This is a genomic window from Streptomyces sp. NPDC036984, assembly GCF_055607665.1.
This window is the reverse complement of sequence record NZ_JBVJRL010000002.1, coordinates 288,597-305,549: the sequence shown is the minus strand read 5'-3', so window position 1 is coordinate 305,549 and position 16,953 is coordinate 288,597. Positions and strand designations below refer to the sequence as shown.

Below are 16,953 nucleotides of genomic sequence, written 5' to 3'. Positions count from 1 at the left end.
CGTCCGTCAACCGCCGCAGGCCGAGCGGATCTTGTAGAACGTGCTCAGATACTTCGCGTGGTAGGACGCGCTGGCGATCCGCACCACCGCCTCGTCCGCCGAGCGCAGCGACGATCCGATCAGGTTGGCGCTGCCGGTGTAGACGCGCGGTGTGGTGTCGCCGCCGAAGGAGCCGTCGATCAGGATCTCCTTGTTGTGCGGGCGGACGTCGATGCCCGGACCGTTCGGGATGCGGCACCTGCGGTGCTGGATGCCGGCGGCGTCCAGCTTGGCGGTGATCGTGCTGTCGCTCTCGGCGTAGAGGATGTCGACCCAGCAGCCCCTGCCGCGCAGCTGGGCCAGCTTGTCGGCGACCTGGCGGCGTGAGCCGTAGAAGCTGTGCATCACGATGCGGATGTCGCTCGCGTGCCGCTTGCCGTCCGTGCCGGTGTACGTGCAGGCGACCTGGTCCAGCGCACTGACGACGTTGTCGGTGGCCGGGTTGTAGTAGGAGCTGTCGCCGCGGGGGAAGAAGTAGCCCCGGTACGTCGAGCCGGCCGGCGTGGCGAAGTACGCGTGGTTGTTGCCGCCCGCGAGGGCGCGCCCGTACTGGAGCATCTGGTGGTAGGCGACGTAGCCGTCGTACACGGCACTGTCCGTGAAGGTGACGGCGTCGTTGAAGGTCTCGACCTTGTACCAGTCGGAGAGGTTCGAGGAGGTCTGGAAGACGACCTTCGAGTAGCTGGTGCCGTCGCTGAACGGCCCGACCTTCGAGAAGACGAAGAACTTGTTGTGGTTGTACGCCGGTTGGGGCGGGGCGACGCTCAGACAGCCGCGTTTGACGTCGTCCACGCCGTCGGCGTCCTCGAACCTGTCGTCGCACACGACGATCCAGGAGCGGGCCGCGTCATTGGTTCCCAGCCCGGCCCGCAACGCCTGGAAGGCCGGGTTGGCGAACTCGGCGCCGTTGGCTCCCACATAGGACGAGTCGTCGACGATGAGCCTGACGTCGACGCCGCGCCGGTGGGCGGCGAGCAGCGCGGAGGCGACCTCCTGGTCCCTGAATTCGTACATCGAACCGCGGATCTGCGCGCCCCTGGGCGTCGCGTCGATGAGCCGGACGAGCTGCGTGAAGATGGCCTTCTGCTGCGCCGTCGTCCCGAGCGGGTCGTTGAACACGGGCCCGTTGACGATCGGCTTGTCCAGTGCGGCGGCGGGTGTCGCGCCGCCGAGGAGGAGTGCGGTCACCAGCGCGAGCACGGCGGTGACGGCGGACGGCACGCTACGGAGGTACCGGTTCGGATGCGGGGGCACAGGCGAAGAGGGCATTGTTCGCTTTCCTTGGGCGATCAAGTGGCCTGATCACTGTGCGGTGAAGGATGTTCAGTGAGCCACCGGACGCCGGGCATTCGGGGTATTCGGCGGGTGGTGTTCCGCCGACTGGCCGAGGCGTGACGCCGGGATCACGCGCGCGGATACTTCGCCAGCCATCCCGGTGACGCACCCGCCGGGCCGTGCAGCGCGGGCCCCTGGGTCATCTCCATCGCGAAGTCGTCGGCCAGTTCCAGGATCGTCGGGCGGCCCTCCAGTTCGGCCAGCCAGGCCGGCGGGAGGGCCGTCTCGCCGTGCAGGGCGCCCAGGAGGCCGCCGGTGAGGGCGCCCGCCGCCGCGGAGGGGCCGCTCTGGTTCACCGCCAGGCAGAGTCCGTGCCGTACGTCCTCCCCCACCAGCGCGCAGTACACGGACGCGGCCAGCAGCCCGTCCGCCGTGCCGTCGCCGGCCAGCTCCTCCACCCTGGCGGGGGTGGGTATGCCCTGCCGTACGGCGCCGAGGGCGTGCTGGAGGGCGTCGGAGACCGGCTGGTGGCCGGGGCGGACGGCGAGCAGGGCGAGGGCCCGCTGTACGGCGCCGTCCAGGCTGTCGCCCCGGGCCAGCGCGTGCACGATCACGGCGTAGGCGCCCGCCGACAGATGGGCGATCGGGTGGCCGTGGGTCTGGGCCGCGCACTCCACGGCCAGCTGGACGACCAGTTGGGGCTCCCAGCCGACCAGGAGGCCGAAGGGCGCCGAGCGGGCGACGGCCTCCGGCCCCAGCTCTCCGGGGTTCTTCGGGGACTCCAGCGTGCCCATGGTCGCGTCGCCGAAGCCGATGAGCAGGGCGCGGGTCGGGTCCCGGCGGGCGTACAGCCACTCCTCGCGGGCCAGCCAGCCGTCGTCCTTGCGGCGCTCGTCGGGCCCCCAGTCCCGCTGGGTGGCCGCCCAGCGCAGATACGCCCGGTGCAGATCGGTCGGCGGGTGCCAGGCGCCGGTGTCGCGGCGCACCTGGGCCCGTATCAGCCCGTCCACGGTGAACAGGGTGAGCTGGGTGTGGTGGGTGATCGTGCCGCGCCGGCCGTGCCCGAAGGCCAGGTCCAGCAGCCCCTCGCCGCCGTACGCGGCCCGGATCTCCTCCAGGGACAGCGGGTCGGCCGGGCCGCCCAGCGCGTCGCCGACCGCGACCCCGAGCAGCGTCCCGCGCACCCGGCTGCGGAAGTCCTGCTGCTCGGCACGGCCCCAGACGGCACCGGATGTCGCAACCACGAGACCTCCCGACGACACCGTCCGTCTGTACGACGCTAGGCACTGTAATCGACCGAGGACCCTCCGTTCAGCGGGGCGAAACAGCCGTTGACCGGCATGTGCCGACCAGCTCCGCCCTCGCCGTACCGGCCGCCCTACGCCCCGGGGGCAACGAGTGCTTCGGCTCGAAGGCGCCCTCGGCGACGGCCTTGGTGAGAGCGGGTGACCTGCGGTGCGAGTGGCTCGGCCCTCGTACGGTGCCGGGGGCTCGCCGGTGCAGGCGGGAGTCCTGAGCCCGCAGGCCGGCGAGCAGCTCGATGGCCGCGCGGGGTGCTGCGGGAGCCTTCGGTGCGGCCGGTCGCTCCGGTTCGAGGACCGGAGCTGCCGCGGCCACGGCGAGCCTCGGCTTGTTGTACGAGATCGTCCGGGTCGTCACCTGTCCGGATTGAAGACGCTCCCTGGGGCGCGAGAGGTATCCGTGTTCCTCCAGCTCGCGCAGGGCCGCCGCGATCCGGATCTCCCCCTCCGGGAACTTCGCCGCCAGCGCCTTGATGCCGATCGGCGTCCCCTCCGGCAACGACTGGATGTGCAGCGCCAGCCCGACGGCCACCAGTGACAGGTCGGGATGCTGGGCCAAGTGGTTCCCGAAAAGAGCTTTCCTTCCTCGGTGATCAGGCCCTCGCACTGGGATGGCAGTCCCGGCGGGGGCCGATGCATGTGTGGACTTGTCGTCGTGGCCGACGCTGCACCACAACCACCCTGCCGCGCCAGTTGCGTCGGGCATATTCACTCCGGCGAGTGAGCAGCGGGGGCGGTGGGGGCGGGTTCGGTTCTTTCCCCGGTTCTTTGGTCTTTGGGGTCGGGCGCCGCCGGGTCGCGAGGAACCGCGCCGCGGTGCGACGCACAAGCCCAAGTCGCCTTCAGCGCCCTCCGGTCACCGGGTTGTGGATAAGCGGGACCCGGTCCCTCGGCGCTCCCTACTCTGTGGAGTCACGGCTGCGACACGGAGGGTGATGATGAAGGATGAGGAGGCCGAGGCCGTACTCAAGGCCGTCGGGCGGCAGGTCAAGCTGTGGCGGGAGGCCGCCGGGCTGAAGCAGGGGGAGTTGGGAGCGCGGATCGGGTACGGCGCGGACCTGGTCTCGGCGGTGGAGCGCGCGGTGCGTGTTCCGCAGCCAGAGTTCCTGGACGCGGCCGACGAGGTACTGGGCGCGGGCGGGAAGTTGTCCGCGATGAAGGAGGACGTCGAGAAGGCCCGGTACCCGAAGAACGTGCGGGACCTGGCCAAGCTGGAGGACGAATCCGTCGAGATGGGGGCCTACGTCTGCAATCACATTCATGGCTTGCTTCAGACCCCCGAATACGCACAGGCGGTGTACACGCTGCGGCGGCCGGCGTACACAGAGGAGGAGGTCGAGCGACTCGTCGCCGCGCGCATGGCACGAAAGGCCGTCTTCGACCGAGTGCCCCGGCCGCAGATCACGTTCGTCCAGGAGGAGGTGACCCTGCGACGTCCTGTCGGTGGCCGGGCGGTTCTGTGCAAGCAACTCGAACACCTTCTGGAGATCGGCAGGTTGCCCCACGTCGAGATCCAGGTGATGCCCACCGACCGGGAGGACCACGCGGGTCTCAGCGGGCCCATCCGGCTGCTGAAACTGCGAGGAGGAAAGACACTTGGGCACTTGGAGGTCCAGTTGCACAGCCGTGTGATCAGTGATCCCCGAGAAGTGCAGATCCTCGAAATGCGCTATGGGATGATCCGAGCGCAGGCGCTCTCGCCCCGGGAGTCGCTTGCCTTCATCGAGAAAGTGCTGGGAGCAGAGACATGACCCTCACGTCGCTGAAGTGGTTCAAGAGCAGCTACAGCAGCGCCGACGGCCCCGACTGCGTCGAGATAGCCATAACCCCCACCACCATCCACATCCGCGACTCCAAGGACAAGGACCGCGCTCACCTGGTCGTCGCCGGTACCCCGTGGGCGGACTTCGTGGCCTTCGCGGCCGAAACCGGCTGATGCCTGGAGGGGATCGGGAAGAATCCCCGGCATGACCATGACCACCCCCACACCCCGCACCGGCCTCAGCCTTGCCGCCGGTGTGCTCACCGGCATACTCGCCCTCTACATCGCGCTCGTCGCGCTCGGGAACATCACCGACTTCGAGACCAACCAGCAGTTCGTACGGCATGTGCTGGCGATGGACACGACGTTCAAGGACGACGACCTGATGTGGCGGGCGATCACCAGCACCGCGCTCCAGGACACCGCCTACGTCCTGATCATCGCGTGGGAGACGGTGGCGGCCCTCGTCCTGGTCCTGGGCACCTGGCTGTGGGCGCGACGGGATCACGACCGTGCCCGGCGGTTCTCCACCTACGGGCTGCTGATGCTGCTGCTGCTCTTCGGCGCCGGGTTCATCGCGATCGGCGGTGAGTGGTTCGCGATGTGGCAGTCCAAGACGTGGAACGGGCTGGACGCGGCGACCCGGATCTTCCTGCTCGCCGGAGTGGCCCTGATCGTCAACCAGCTTCCCACCGGCCGCCGGGACGCTAGTTGACGACCGTCACCCTCGTGCCCTGATCGCCGAAGGCCCACAGTGCGGCTCCGTCCTCCTTGTGGAGGCGGATGCCACCCAGCTTCTGGCCGTTCGCCGGGGGCGGGGACGCGCCGTCCAGCGCGTTGGAGAAGGCCACGTTCACGCCGTCCACCTTGGTGAAGTACATCACGTGCTCGATCTCCACGCCGTCCGAGCCCTTGAGGGACTGGGTGCGCAGGGTGACCGAGTAGCGGCCGGGCTGCGGACTCACCGTGCCCGGCCACACCGGGAAGGTGCGGGTCGCCTTGCCGGTCGCGTCGACCAGCCAGAGCCGCTTCTCGCCGAGCGAGTACACGATCCGGCGGCCCTCGCCGGAGGCGTCCGGCAGGGCGGGCACGGCCGGCGTCCCCGGGGTCACGGACGCGTGCGGGCTCGCCGACGCCGACGCGCTGGGCCTGGCCACGGCGGCCGTGGGATGCGGCCCGTGGTCCGCCTGCACGCCGAGGGCGACGACGGCCGCGGTCGCCCCCGCCGTCAGACCGGTGACCCAGGCCCACGAGGGCAGTCGGGCAGCCACGGGACGCATCTCCTCCGCTACGGGTCCCCTTCTCAGCACAGGGGTCGGATCATCGTACTCAGTCCTCGGACACGACTCAGTCCAGGACCGGCAGCAGCTCCGGCAGGTGCCCGTCGGACGCCTCGGCCGCCCGCTGCCGCTCCTCGGGGACCTCGCCGTACAGCGTGGTGCGCGGCTTCGCGGGGCGGCCGGCCGCCTCCGCCACCGCGACCAGGTCACGGACCGACTTGTACGAGCCGTAGGAGGAGCCCGCCATGCGGGAGATGGTCTCCTCCATGAGCGTGCCGCCCACGTCGTTCGCACCGGAGCGCAGCATCTCCGCCGCACCCTCCGTACCCAGTTTGACCCAGCTCGTCTGGATATTGGGGATCCAGGGGTGCAGGAGGAGCCTGGCCATCGCCGTCACCGCCCTGTTGTCCCGCGTGGTCGGCCCCGGGCGCGCGATCCCCGCCAGGTACACCGGCGCGTTGGTGTGGATGAAGGGCAGGGTCACGAACTCCGTGAAGCCGCCCGTCCGCCGCTGGATGCGGGCCAGCGTGCGCAGGTGGCCGAGCCAGTGGCGGGGCTGGTCGACATGGCCGTACATCATCGTCGACGACGAGCGGATGCCCAGCTCGTGCGCGGTGGTGATCACCTCGATCCAGGTGGCCGTGGGCAGCTTGCCCTTGGTCAGCACCCAGCGCACCTCGTCGTCCAGGATCTCCGCCGCCGTACCGGGGATCGAGTCGAGGCCCGCCTCCTTGGCGGCCGTCAGCCACTCCCGGATCGACATGCCCGTCCGCGTCGCGCCGTTCACCACCTCCATCGGCGAGAAGGCGTGCACGTGCATGCCCGGGACGCGCTCCTTCACCGCCCTGGCGATGTCGAAGTACGCCGTGCCCGGCAGGTCCGGGTGGATCCCGCCCTGCATGCACACCTCGACCGCGCCCACGTCCCACGCCTGCTGGGCGCGGTCCGCCACCTGCCCCAGCGAGAGGGTGTAGGCGTCCGCGTCCGTACGGCGCTGCGCGAAGGCGCAGAACCGGCAGCCGGTGTAGCAGACGTTGGTGAAGTTGATGTTGCGGGTGACGATGTAGGTGACGTCGTCGCCGACCGCCGACCTGCGCACGTCGTCGGCCACCCGGCACAGCGCGTCCAGTGCGGGACCGTCCGCGTGCAACAGGGCGAGGGCCTCGGCGTCGGTCAGCCGGGTCGGGTCGTCGGCCGCCGTGCGCAGCGCCTCACGGACGTCGGCGTCGATGCGCTCGGGGGCCATGCCGGGGGCGGCGGCCTCGCGCAGCGCCTCCCAGTCGCCGTACACCTCGTCGAAGTCGGCGCGCCGGTCTCCGGTGCGGCCCTCGGTGTCGACGGCCGTGTGCAGATCCGTGCGGCCGCTGGCGGTGAACACCTCCTCCGGCTCCTGCCAGGGCCGGCCCTGCACGACCGCGTCCGCACGGGCGAGGCCCGTCTCCGGGTCGGCGAGGGCGGACACGTGCGGGCGCAGCCGCGGGTCCAGCCAGGGCTCGCCGCGGCGGACGAACTCCGGGTAGACGCAGAGGCGTTCACGCAAGGAGAAGCCGGCGGCGCGGGAGCGCTCGGTGAGTTCCTCGATCTGCGGCCAGGGGCGTTCGGGGTTGACGTGGTCGATGGTCAGGGGCGACACCCCGCCCCAGTCGTCGATGCCGGCGCCGATCAGCCGCTCGTACTCGCTGTCGACCAGGTTCGGCGGGGCCTGGAGGCAGGCGGACGGGCCCATGAGGTGCCGGGCGACGGCCACCGTGGCGACCAGGTCGTCCAGTTCGGCGTCCGGCATGCCGCGCATCGCCGTGTCCGGCTTGGCGCGGAAGTTCTGGATGATCAGCTCCTGGATGCCGTGGTAGGCGCGGGCGATCCGGCGGAGCGCGAACAGCGATTCCGCGCGCTCCTCGTACGTCTCGCCGATGCCGATGAGCAGGCCGGAGGTGAAGGGCACGGAGGAGCGGCCGGCGTCCTCCAGGACGCGCAGCCGGACCGCCGGCTCCTTGTCCGGGGAGCCGTGGTGCGGGCCGCCGGGCTCGGACCAGAGCCGGGTGGCGGTCGTCTCCAGCATCATGCCCATGCTCGGCGCGACCGGCTTCAGCCGCTGGAAGTCCGTCCACGTCATGACGCCCGGGTTGAGGTGGGGCAGCAGGCCCGTCTCCTCCAGGATGCGGACGGAGATGGCGCGGACGTAGGCGATGGTGTCGTCGTAGCCGTGCGCGTCGAGCCACTCGCGCGCCTCCGGCCAGCGGTCCTCCGGCTTGTCGCCGAGGGTGATCAGGGCTTCCTTGCAGCCGAGGGCGGCACCCTTGCGGGCGATGTCCAGCACCTCGTCGGGGGACATGAACATCCCGTGCCCGGCTCGGCGCAGCTTGCCGGGCACGGTGGCGAAGGTGCAGTAGTGGCACTTGTCCCGGCACAGCCGGGTGAGGGGGATGAAGACGCTTTTCGAGTACGTGATGACGCCGGGCCTGCCCGCCGCTTCCAGGCCCGCGTCCCGCACCCGGGCCGCGGAGGCGGCGAGGTCGGTCAGATCCGCACCGCGCGCCTGGAGGAGCACCGTCGCCTCGGCGACGTCCAGGGCGACGCCGTCCCGGGCGCGTTTGAGGGCGCGACGCATGGAGTTCTCGGTCGGGCCGGTTCCGGAGGTCGCGGAAGTCGTCATCTCTTGAGCATACGTAGGGGCTGCGCCGGTTCGGCGAGGTCAGGGGTCCGGCAGGACACGCCGCCCGAGCCGGTGCCCTCACGCACTGTTCGCCCGCAGGAAGTTGCCGTACGCGTCCAGCGTCTTCAGCACCTCCGCCTCCCCCGCCGGCGGCAGTTGCAGGACGACTTCCTGCACGCCGAGTTCGGCGTAGTGCGCGAGTTTGCCGGGGCTGGGCAGGACGGCGTACGGGACCACCTGGAGGGACGCCGGGTCGCGGCCCGCGTCTGCCCAGACCGAGCGCAGCACCGGCAGGGACTCGGCGAGACCGCGCCCGCCGATCGGCATCCAGCCGTCCGCGTACTCGGCGATGTGCGCGAACAGCTTGGGCCCCGCGGCCCCGCCGACGAGCGTCCGCGGGCCCACCACCGGACCCCGCGGCTTCTGCACCGGCTTGGGGAACGCGAAGCTCGGCCGGACGCCGCCGAAACGCCCTTCGTGACCCGCCGGTTCCTCGGACCACAGGGCGCGCATGAGGCCCATCCGGTCCCGGACCAGTTCTCGGCGTTCGCGCCACTCGACGCCGTGGTCGGCGGCCTCCTCGACGTTCCAGCCGAAGCCGAGGCCGAGGGTGAAGCGACCGCCGCAGAGGTGGTCGAGGGTGGCGATCTGTTTGGCCAGGGCGATCGGGTCGTGCTGGGCGACGAGTGTGATCCCGGTGCCGAGCGCCAGCCGCTCGGTGACGGCCGCGGCCTGGGCGAGGGCGACGAAGGGGTCGAGGGTGCGGCCGTACTCGCGGGGCAGGTCGCCGCCGGCCGGGTACGGGGTGGTGCGTTCGACGGGGATGTGGGTGTGTTCGGGGAGGTAGAGGCCGGCGAAGCCGCGCGTTTCCAGCTCATGCGCGAGCCGGACGGGGGTGATGGTCTCGTCCGTGAGGAAGATCGTGACGGCGATACGCATGGGCCATCTGTACCGGGTGCGATGCGAAGTGTCCATACCGACTGGTTGGTTGTCCGCAGCCGGCGTGACCGGCCGATCGTCCACCGGCGGGGGCGGGCACCCTGTGGCCGATCGGGCCCGTGCGGCGAAGCCGGCGTTGATCCAGGCGCAGCCGCGGAAGCACCACGACCGGTTCGCGGCGTTCTGCCGCGAGCTGGCGGTACTGTCCCGCGCCCCTGTGGTGCCTTACGTTGAGGGAGTGACGACGATGCGCGGCACCCTTCCCGCGGGCTCCCCCGACTACGTCTACCTCCCGGTCGAAGTCCCCCCCGGCACGGCCGAGTTGAAGGTCTCCTACACCTACGACAAGCCCTCCGTCCCGCCCGGCACACCCGGCAACGCCCTCGACATCGGGCTCTTCGACGAGCGCGGCCACGAACTGGGCGGCCGGGGCTTCCGGGGCTGGTCGGGCGGCGCCCGGACGGAGTTCTTCGTGCGGGCCGACGAGGCGACACCCGGCTATCTCCCCGGACCGCTGCGTCCCGGCACCTGGCACATCGTGCTCGGGCCCTACACGGTGGCGCCGCAGGGGCTGTCGTACGAGGTCACGGTCACGCTGACCGCCGGGGAGAGCGGGAAGGCGCCCGCGCCGGTGTATCCGCCCTCCCGGGCGCCGGGCCGGGGCCGCGCATGGTACCGGGGCGACTGCCATCTGCACTCCTGGCACTCCGACGGCCGCCGCACCCCGGCCGAGATCGCGGACCTGGCCCGGGCGGCCGGGCTGGACTTCATCAACAGCTCCGACCACAACACGAACGCCTCGCACGCCCACTGGGCCGACGCCGCGGGCGACGACCTGCTGGTGCTGCTCGGCGAGGAGGTCACGACCAGGAACGGTCACGTCCTGGCGCTCGGCATCGAGCCGGGCACCTTCGTCGACTGGCGCTACCGGGCCCGGGACAACCGCTGGGCCCACTTCGCGCGGGCGGTCCGCCGGGCCGGCGGTCTGGTCGTACCGGCCCATCCGCACGCCACCTGTGTCGGCTGCGGCTGGAAGTTCGGGTTCGCCGAGGCGGACGCCGTCGAGGTGTGGAACGGAGCCTGGACGCCCGACGACGAGGTGACCCTGGCCGCGTGGGACGCGCAGCTCGTCGCGTCGGTGCGGGACGGGCGGGCGTGGCTGCCGACGATGGGCGACAGCGACGCGCACCGCGATCCGGACGTGGTCGGGATGCCGCAGACGGTCGTCCTAGCCGACGAGCTGACCAGGGAAGCCATCCTGGAGGGGCTGCGGGCGGGCCGCTCCTACGTGGCCGAGTCGAAGAGTGTCTCGCTGTCCTTCTCGGTGACGGCCGAGGGCGGCGAACAGGCGGGCATCGGCGAGCGGTTGGCGGTCGCCCCCGGCACCACGGTGACCGCCCGGCTGGAGGTGTCCGGCGCGCCGCGCTGCTCGGTCCGGTTCGTCACCGACCAGGGCGTCCTGTTCACCGGCGAGCCGCTGCCCGTGTCCGGCACGGGCACGGTGGAGTGGCGGACGACCCCTGCGTACGCGGCCTACGTCCGGGCGGAGCTGCGGCACGAGACGGCGGCCGGACCGGTGCCGGGGGTGATGGCGGCCTTCACCAACCCGGTGTTCCTGGGCCGGTGAGGCGGTCACCCCCACCGGGCCGCACGCCGGCCGCCGGACCGCGCCCTGATCCTCGCCACCGACCCCTTATGGTCCGGCGCCTCGCGCCGCCCGGCCGCTACCCGATCTGCTCCACGGCCCACTCGGCCCACTCCTGCCGCATCGCGTTGAAGCGCAGGCCGTACTCGAGGGCGATCCGGCCGTGGACCGAGAGGTTGTCGTCGTCCCAGTCGATGGAGTCGGCGAGCTGCCGCAACTGCTCCTGTTCCGTACGGGACATCTCGATCAGGCCGGTCAAGTAGGCGCGTGCCTGGGCGGGTTCGAGCACGCCGAGGAAGAAGACCCGCAGCAGGATGTCGCTGCGGGTGTTGCGCTGCGGCCGGGTCTCGGTCAGCCACTGGCGCAGTTCGGCCATGCCCGCGTCGGTGAGGGCGTACTCCTTGCGGCCGCGGGGGCCCTCGGCGGCCACGGTGATCAGCCCGGAGCCCGCCAGCTTGGTCAGCTCGGTGTAGATCTGGCTCTGGGTCGCCGGCCAGACGTTGACCAGTGACGTGTCGAACGTCTTCAGCAGGTCGTAGCCGCTGGCCGGACGCTCCGACAGCAGGCCGAGCAGTGCGTGTCTGAGGCTCATACCGCCACCTTACCTTCCAGTATTGACATGTCGAGGGTTGACCTTCTACTTTTGACATGTCGAAACAGGAACCATCCTGTGGACCGGACCGATCGGGGGATCCCATGTCGTACCTGCGCACCTTCCTGCCGTGGATCGTCTTCGCCGTCTTCCCCTCGGGGGACTGGCAGTGGGGCGCCCTGGCAGCCCTGGCGGTCTCCGCCGTACTCATCGCCCGGGAGAAGCGGTCGGGCTCCGGGTTCGACGCCCTCGTCATCGAGACGGGCTCCGCCGTCTTCTTCGCCGTCCTCGCGGCCGTCGCCTTCGCCGATCCGCACTCGGGCGTGCACGACTACTCCGCCGCCCTCTCCTCCGGCACCCTCGCCGTCATCGCCGGCCTCTCGCTCGCGGCCGGCCGGCCGTTCACCCTGGGGATCGCCAAGCGCACCACCCCGCGCGAACTCTGGTCCCTCAAGCCGTTCGTCCGGACCAACGTGATCATCACCGGTGCATGGACCGCCGCGTTCGCCCTGACGGCCGGCGCCCTCGCCCTGGTCGCCCACGCCGGACAGGGCCACTCGACGCCCGCCACCCTGATCCAGGTCGCCGGCTTCGTCCTGCCGATGGTCTTCACCGTCCGCTACGTCGCCCACGTCCAGGCGAAGGCCGCGCAGGTGACCCGCTGACCACCGTCCCGGCCCCCCGTTGCCAACATCACGCAGGCGCGGGAGGCTGCACGCGTCCGCACACGACCGTGGACGCGTCGCACACCCCGCACGGGCCGCCACAGCATCCCCGCAGCGCGCAGTCCGTGCCGCGGGAGAGCAGGAGAACCGGAGACATGTCAGGCCGCGCCGACCGCAAACACCGCATCGTGACCCGCTTCCAGCGGCACCTCGCCAACCCGCTCAACCGGCGGCTGCCGTTCCAGACCCTGCTGGAGACCACCGGCCGCAAGTCCGGCCTGCCCCGGCAGACCCCGGTCGGCGGGCGCCGGGTCGGGGACTCCTTCTGGCTGGTGTCGGAGTTCGGCCTCAGGTCACAGTACGTACGCAACATCCAGGCCCGTCCCGAGGTACGCGTCCGCATCGCCGGCCGCTGGTACCACGGCACCGCCCACCTGCTCCCCGACGACGACGCCCTGGCCCGGCTGCGCGCCCTGCCCCGCTTCAACAGCGCGGCCGTACGCGCGTTCGGCACGGACCTGCTGACGGTCCGGGTGGACCTGACGGACTGAGGGGCCGGCCCGGCGGCTCTGCGACACTGCGCGCGTGACCCTCACCACCGCACCCTCCGCCGTCGACCCGGCCGTCGACTTCCCGGAGCTGGCACCCCACGCCCGCACCACCGTCCGGCTGCATCCGCGGCGCGGCACACCCGGTCCGCGCGACAGCCACATCGGGGGTCCGCTGTGGTGGCCGGCGGCCGAGCCCTGGCCTGAGTGCACCGGGCACAAAGACGTCAACGGCCGCCCGAAAGGTCCGTACCCGCTGGTCGCGGTGGCCCAGTTCACGGCGGTGGACTTCCCCGGGATCCGGTTCCCGGCGGGCACCGACCTCGTCCAGCTGCTGTGGTGCCCCGACTGGCACGACCAGCCGCACCCGGAGGGCTGGGGCCAGGGCTGCCGGCTGGTCTGGCGCCGGGCCGCCGACGTGACCGATCCGCTCACCCGGCAGCCGGATCCGGAAGAACACTGGGCCTACGACAGGGACATGGTCCCGCGCGCGTGTGTGCTGCACCCGGAGCGGCTGACCGAATACCCGTGGCACGAGGAACTGCCGGCGGGCCTGGCGGAGCGGTTCGAGGCCTGGCTGGACGAACGGGAGCTGCCCGACGACGTCTCGGTGATCCCCGGCTGGAAGCTGGGCGGCAGCATGGGCTGGGGCGTCACGGACATGCCCCGGCGGCTCGACTGCGGTGCGTGCGGGGCGCCGCTGGAACTGTTCCTGCAGTGCGACACGTGCGAGTACGAGCCTGGCCCCTTCGGTCCCGACGGCATGCCGCACCGCTTCCGGCCCCTCGAGGAACGCCACCTGGAGCCGCGCACCGAGCAGGAGAACGCGGCCCGCGAACCGACCGGCATGATGGTCGGCCGGGGCGGTCACGCGGGCCTGTACACCTGCTCGGCGGATCCCCGGCACCCGGCGTCGCTCTTCACCCAGTGACCCAGCGCGGCCGGTGCCCGGGGTCAGCCGGTCCGCTCACGGCGGCGGACTCAGCCCGGCCAGACGAGGGCCTGGACCTCGCTGTAGGCGTGCAGGGCGTACACGCCCACGTCCCGGCCGACCCCGCTCCGCTTGAAGCCGCCGAACGGGGCCTCCATGTTGCGGCCGACGGTGTTGATGCCGACGCCCCCGGCCCGCAGCCGCCGCGCCACCCGGAAGGCGCGGGCCACGTCCCCGGACCAGACGTAGTCGATGAGCCCGTACTCGGAGTCGTTGGCGAGGGCCACCCCCTCGTCCTCGTCGTCGAACGGGATCACCACCACGACCGGCCCGAAGATCTCCTCCCTGGCCACCCGCATGTCGTTCGCGCAGCCGGCGAGCAGGGTGGGCGCGACGAAGAACCCCGCTTCCCGAGGCGGCCGTTCGCCGCCCGCCACCACGGTCGCGCCTTCCTTCCGGCCGAGTTCGACGTACGCCTCCACGCGCGCCCGGTGCTCGGCCGAGATCACGGGCCCCACGACCGTCCCGGGGTCCCGTGGGTCGCCGACCGGCAACCGCTCCGCATGAGCGGCGAGTTGTGCGACCAGCCGCTCGTACACCCCGCGCTGGGCCAGCACCCGGGTCGGCGCCGTGCAGATCTGGCCGCTGTAGAAGGAGAAGGTGGTGCCGATGCCGGCGACGGCCGAGGCGAGGTCGGCGTCGTCGAAGACGAGCGCGGCCCCCTTCCCGCCCAGCTCCATCAGCTGCCGTTTCATGTCCCGCCCGCACACCTCGGCGATGCGCCGCCCGACGGCCGTGGACCCGGTGAAGCTCACCATGTCGACGTCACCGGAGGCCACCACGGCCTCGCCCACCGAGACGTCCCGCCCGGAGACGACGTTCACCACGCCCGGCGGCACGCCGGCCGCCGCCAGCGCCTCGGCCATGCGGTACACGGACAGCGGGTCCTGCGGAGCCGGCTTCACCACCACGGTGTTGCCCATGGCCAGGGCCGGGGCGATCTTTCCGGCCGGGTTGGCCCACGGGTTGTTGTACGAGGTGATGCAGGTGACGACGCCGACGGGCTGGCGTACCGCGAGCGCCCCCGTCACGCCGGCCTCGCCCATCGGCCCGGCCTCGTTGATCTGCGGGGTGATGGCCCACTCGGCGGGCTCCACGCGCGCGTACCGGCGGAAGCGGGCGGCGGCCACCCCGACCTGGAGGGCGCGGGCGGTCCGGGTGGTCGCCCCGGTCTCCGCCCGGGCGAGGTCGGCGTACGGCACCAGCCGGTCCCGGATGATCCCGGCGGCCCGCTCCAGCACCGCCGCCCGCTCCTCCGGCCGGGTCCGCGACCACGCCCCGAACGCCTCCCGGGCCGCCGCGCAGGCCGCCCGCGCCTGCTCCGGCGTGGCCTCCGGCGCCCAGCCGACGGTCTCCTCGGTGGCCGGGTCGGTCACCGGGTAGTGCCCGCCGCCCGGCGCCACCCACTCGCCGCCGACGAACAGCGGCTGTTCCTCGCTCACCGGGTGCTCACCGTCCGCGTGTCCCGCCCCGAGCGCAGCACCCGGCCCGGTACGGCCCCCGTCACCACGTCGTCGCGGATGGCCTCCACCCCGTTGACCCAGACGGCCCGCACCCCGAGCGCCTTCGAGTCCAGCCGGGGGCTGTCGCCGGGCAGGTCGTGCACCAGACGGGCCTGGCCGGCGTCGATCCGCTCCGGGTCGAACAGCACCAGGTCGGCATGCCAGCCCTGCGCCACCCGCCCCCGCTCCCGCAGCCCGAAGAGCCGCGCGGGATCGTCGGTGAGCATCTTCACCGCCTGCTCCAGGCCGGCCAGTTTCCGGCCGCGCAGACAGTCCCCGAGGAACCGGGTGGTGTACGGCGCCCCGCACATCCGGTCCAGATGGGCGCCCGCGTCGGAGCCGCCGAGCAGGACGTCCTCGTGCTGCCAGGTCTCGGCGCGCAGCGCCCAGGAGTCGGGGTCGTTGTCGCTCGGCATGGGCCACAGGACCGTGCGCAGCTCGTCGGCGGCGCAGATCTCCACCAGGCAGGCGAAGGGGTCCTGCCCGCGCTCCCGTGCGATGTCCCGCACCACCCGTCCGGTCAGGCCCCGGTTGGCCTCGCTGTAGGTGTCCCCGATGACGTACCGCCCGAAGTCCGCGAGCCGCCGGAAGACCCCGGCCTCCTTGGACCGGGCCCGCCGCAGCAGCTCCGCCCGGACGTCCGGGTCCCGGAGCCTGGCGATCCGCTCGGGCACGGGCAGCCCCAGGACCGGCCCCCACCCCGGGATCAGATTGAGCGCGCAGAAGGTGCCCAGGGACATGTTCATCGGCGTGAGGATCGGCATGGTGAGCGCGACGACCCGCCCACCGGCCTTCCGGGCCCGCTCGCTCGCGCTCAGCTGCCGGGGGACCCGCTCCGGGACGGCCGCGTCGACGGTGAGCACGTTCCAGTTCAGCGGCCGCCCGGCGACCGCGCTCAGCTCCACCAGGAGATCGATCTCGGCGTCGCTGAACTGGTCCAGGCACCCGGCGACGATCGCCTCGATCTGCGTGCCCTCGTGCTCCCCGACGGCCCGCGCCAGCGCCACCAGCTCCTCGGGCCGCGCGTGCCGGGAGGCGACCGGCTGCCCGTCCCCGTCCGAGTGCGTACCGGACTGCGTGGTGGACAGTCCCCAGGCACCGGCGTCCATGGCCGCGTGCAGCAGCCGGAGCATGGCCCCGAGTTGATCGCCGGTGGGCCGGCCGCCGACGGCCTCCGGTCCCATCACATACCGCCGCAGCGCGCAGTGCCCCACCATGAACCCGGCGTTGACCGCGATCCGCCCCTCCAGGGCGTCCAGATACTCCCCGAAGGAGTGCCAGTTCCACGGCGCCCCCTGCTCCAGGGAGACCAGGGACATGCCCTCGACCTTGGACATCATCCGCCGCGTGTAGTCGGCGTCCTCGGGGCGGTCCGGGTGCAGGGGGGCGAGGGTGAAACCGCAGTTGCCGGCGACGACGGTCGTCACGCCGTGGTTGAGGGACGGGGTGGCGTAGGGGTCCCAGAAGAGCTGGGCGTCGTAGTGGGTGTGGGGGTCGACGAAGCCGGGGGTGAGGACGAGACCGTGGGCGTCCTCGGTGGTGCGGGCCTCTTCGGTGACGGTGCCGATGACGGTGATACGGCCGTCGCGGATGCCGACGTCGGCGGTGTAGGCGGGCGCACCGGTGCCGTCCACAACGGACGCGCCTATGATGACGTGATCAAGCATGGTTCGGCCTCCTTGGCTCCGGGGCGCGGTCCGACCCGGGGGGCGCGGGGAACTGCGCGAGCAACCACCACGCACCCGCACCCCGCAACGGCGA

The 16,953-nt window shown here is 72.0% G+C and carries 16 protein-coding genes; 7 read left to right on the top strand and 9 right to left on the bottom strand.

Annotation, left to right across the window (positions count from 1 at the left end):
• Nucleotides 1-6: 6 nt before the first annotated feature.
• The 3 genes from ACZ7DL_RS05395 to ACZ7DL_RS05385 all read right to left on the bottom strand — a co-directional run bounded on the left by ACZ7DL_RS05395 (nt 7) and on the right by ACZ7DL_RS05385 (nt 3,174).
• Nucleotides 7-1,260: a phospholipase D-like domain-containing protein gene (locus ACZ7DL_RS05395; protein WP_470771565.1), complete on the bottom strand. Its 1,254-nt coding sequence runs from the start codon at nt 1,258-1,260 to the stop codon at nt 7-9.
• Between the two features lie 182 nt (nt 1,261-1,442).
• The gene (locus ACZ7DL_RS05390; RefSeq protein ID WP_470771563.1) at nt 1,443-2,558 is read right to left on the bottom strand and encodes an ADP-ribosylglycohydrolase family protein; all 1,116 of its coding nucleotides are present in this window, start codon (nt 2,556-2,558) and stop codon (nt 1,443-1,445) included.
• A 67-nt stretch (nt 2,559-2,625) separates the two neighbouring features.
• Nucleotides 2,626-3,174: a hypothetical protein gene (locus ACZ7DL_RS05385; protein WP_470771562.1), complete on the bottom strand. Its 549-nt coding sequence runs from the start codon at nt 3,172-3,174 to the stop codon at nt 2,626-2,628.
• A 379-nt stretch (nt 3,175-3,553) separates the two neighbouring features.
• On the opposite strand from ACZ7DL_RS05385, the gene ACZ7DL_RS05380 reads away from it, so the two are divergent.
• From ACZ7DL_RS05380 to ACZ7DL_RS05370, 3 genes are read left to right on the top strand one after another with little or no spacing between them, the layout of a single operon-like run.
• On the top strand, nt 3,554-4,366 hold the full coding sequence (locus ACZ7DL_RS05380; protein ID WP_470771560.1) for a helix-turn-helix domain-containing protein: 813 nt from the start codon (nt 3,554-3,556) through the stop codon (nt 4,364-4,366).
• Entirely contained in the window at nt 4,363-4,551 is a 189-nt protein-coding gene (locus tag ACZ7DL_RS05375; RefSeq protein WP_470771559.1) for a DUF397 domain-containing protein, read from the top strand. The genes ACZ7DL_RS05380 and ACZ7DL_RS05375 overlap by 4 nt, the downstream gene beginning before the upstream one ends.
• Nucleotides 4,552-4,588: 37 nt before the next feature.
• Entirely contained in the window at nt 4,589-5,092 is a 504-nt protein-coding gene (locus ACZ7DL_RS05370; protein WP_470771983.1) for a DUF2165 domain-containing protein, read from the top strand.
• Here ACZ7DL_RS05370 and ACZ7DL_RS05365 read toward each other — a convergent pair.
• The 3 genes from ACZ7DL_RS05365 to ACZ7DL_RS05355 form a co-directional block, all read right to left on the bottom strand.
• Nucleotides 5,085-5,648 (bottom strand): L,D-transpeptidase, encoded by a 564-nt coding sequence (locus tag ACZ7DL_RS05365; protein WP_470771557.1) that lies wholly within the window; start codon nt 5,646-5,648, stop codon nt 5,085-5,087. The two genes, ACZ7DL_RS05370 and ACZ7DL_RS05365, sit on opposite strands and share 8 nt — an antisense overlap.
• Nucleotides 5,649-5,724: 76 nt before the next feature.
• On the bottom strand, nt 5,725-8,310 hold the full coding sequence (locus ACZ7DL_RS05360) for a bifunctional FO biosynthesis protein CofGH (protein ID WP_470771555.1): 2,586 nt from the start codon (nt 8,308-8,310) through the stop codon (nt 5,725-5,727).
• Between the two features lie 78 nt (nt 8,311-8,388).
• The gene (locus tag ACZ7DL_RS05355) at nt 8,389-9,249 is read right to left on the bottom strand and encodes an LLM class F420-dependent oxidoreductase (protein WP_470771554.1); all 861 of its coding nucleotides are present in this window, start codon (nt 9,247-9,249) and stop codon (nt 8,389-8,391) included.
• Nucleotides 9,250-9,385: 136 nt separating this feature from the next.
• Here ACZ7DL_RS05355 and ACZ7DL_RS05350 point away from each other — a divergent pair, with 136 nt between their 5' ends.
• Nucleotides 9,386-10,876 (top strand): CehA/McbA family metallohydrolase, encoded by a 1,491-nt coding sequence (locus tag ACZ7DL_RS05350; protein WP_470771553.1) that lies wholly within the window; start codon nt 9,386-9,388, stop codon nt 10,874-10,876.
• 97 nt (nt 10,877-10,973) lie between these two features.
• On the opposite strand, the gene ACZ7DL_RS05345 is transcribed toward ACZ7DL_RS05350, so the two are convergent.
• Entirely contained in the window at nt 10,974-11,486 is a 513-nt protein-coding gene (locus ACZ7DL_RS05345) for a PadR family transcriptional regulator (RefSeq protein ID WP_470771551.1), read from the bottom strand.
• Between the two features lie 104 nt (nt 11,487-11,590).
• On the opposite strand from ACZ7DL_RS05345, the gene ACZ7DL_RS05340 reads away from it, so the two are divergent.
• The 3 genes from ACZ7DL_RS05340 to ACZ7DL_RS05330 all read left to right on the top strand — a co-directional run bounded on the left by ACZ7DL_RS05340 (nt 11,591) and on the right by ACZ7DL_RS05330 (nt 13,630).
• A complete protein-coding gene (locus ACZ7DL_RS05340; protein WP_470771549.1) occupies nt 11,591-12,151 on the top strand; it encodes a hypothetical protein in 561 nt (186 codons plus the stop codon).
• A gap of 155 nt (nt 12,152-12,306) precedes the next feature.
• The gene (locus ACZ7DL_RS05335) at nt 12,307-12,702 is read left to right on the top strand and encodes a nitroreductase/quinone reductase family protein (protein WP_470771548.1); all 396 of its coding nucleotides are present in this window, start codon (nt 12,307-12,309) and stop codon (nt 12,700-12,702) included.
• Nucleotides 12,703-12,736: 34 nt separating this feature from the next.
• Nucleotides 12,737-13,630 (top strand): YwqG family protein, encoded by an 894-nt coding sequence (locus ACZ7DL_RS05330; protein WP_468385515.1) that lies wholly within the window; start codon nt 12,737-12,739, stop codon nt 13,628-13,630.
• Between the two features lie 50 nt (nt 13,631-13,680).
• Here the strand turns inward: ACZ7DL_RS05330 and ACZ7DL_RS05325 are convergent, their stop codons facing one another.
• Together ACZ7DL_RS05325 and ACZ7DL_RS05320 are read right to left on the bottom strand one after the other, a co-directional pair.
• Nucleotides 13,681-15,132, bottom strand: a complete 1,452-nt coding sequence (locus ACZ7DL_RS05325) for an aldehyde dehydrogenase family protein (RefSeq protein ID WP_470771547.1) — start codon at nt 15,130-15,132, stop codon at nt 13,681-13,683.
• Complete coding sequence (locus ACZ7DL_RS05320; protein WP_470771545.1) at nt 15,129-16,859, bottom strand: N-acyl-D-amino-acid deacylase family protein; 1,731 nt, start codon at nt 16,857-16,859, stop codon at nt 15,129-15,131. Before ACZ7DL_RS05320 ends, ACZ7DL_RS05325 begins: the two co-directional genes overlap by 4 nt.
• Nucleotides 16,860-16,953: the final 94 nt, after the last annotated feature.